1 protein-coding gene is annotated in these 843 nt (G+C 74.4%); it reads right to left on the bottom strand.

The genetic code is table 11. The features are described 5' to 3' along the window. A partial coding sequence (locus tag E0D90_RS25865) for a 3-hydroxybutyrate dehydrogenase (protein ID WP_265415979.1) occupies positions 1 to 843 on the bottom strand: 843 nt, incomplete at both ends.

Genomic DNA, 843 nt, shown 5'->3' with positions numbered 1-843 from the left:
ATGCTGGCCAGAACCGCCCGCAAGCAGCTCGTGGAACCCGCCGAGGTCGCCGCCGCCGTCCAGCGGGAGGGAGATCCCGGTGATGGCCGCTGCCTGGTCGGTGCAGAGGAAGCCGACGGCGGCGGCGACCTCGGCGGGTTCCACGAGCTGCTTGCGGGCGGTTCTGGCCAGCATGATCTCGCTGATCACCTCGGCCTCGGGCAGGCCGTGGGTGGCGGCCTGGTCGGCGATCTGCTTCTCCACCAGCGGGGTGCGCACATAGCCGGGGCTGACGCAGTTGGAGGTGACGCCGTGGGCGGCGCCCTCCAGCGCGGCGACCTTCGACAGCCCTTCCAGGCCGTGCTTGGCGGCGACGTAGGCCGACTTGTAGGCGGAGGCGCGCAGCCCGTGCACGGAGGAGACGTTGATGATGCGGCCCCAGCCCTGGCCGTACATGTGCGGCAGCGCGCCGCGGATCAGGCGGAAGGGGGCGTGCAGCATGAGGGTGAGGATGGTGGTGAACTCCTCGGGCGGGAACTCCTCGATGGGGCGGACGAGTTGGATTCCCGCGTTGTTGACCAGGATGTCGGCGCCCCGGCCGGCGGTCTCGGCGGCGTCGAGGTCGGTGAGGTCGAGGACCTCGGTGCGGACGGGCACCTCGTCGGCGAGGCCGGCCAGCCCGTCGGCGTCGCGGTCGACGGCGCGCACGGTGGCCCCGGCCAGCGCGAGATGCACGGCGCAGGCGCGGCCGATGCCGCTGGCGGCACCGGTGACCACGGCGGTGCGGCCGCCGAGGTCACCGGTGGAGCCGGGCGCCGTGCGGGGCCGGGGGCGGGCGCCGTCGGCGGCCGCACCGCCGTGGTC

The sequence above is a fragment of the Streptomyces otsuchiensis genome, assembly GCF_004305975.1.
GTDB lineage: Bacteria > Actinomycetota > Actinomycetes > Streptomycetales > Streptomycetaceae > Streptomyces > Streptomyces otsuchiensis.
Note: the sequence above shows the minus strand (reverse complement) of the source record. Positions and strands in the feature narration are given on the sequence as shown.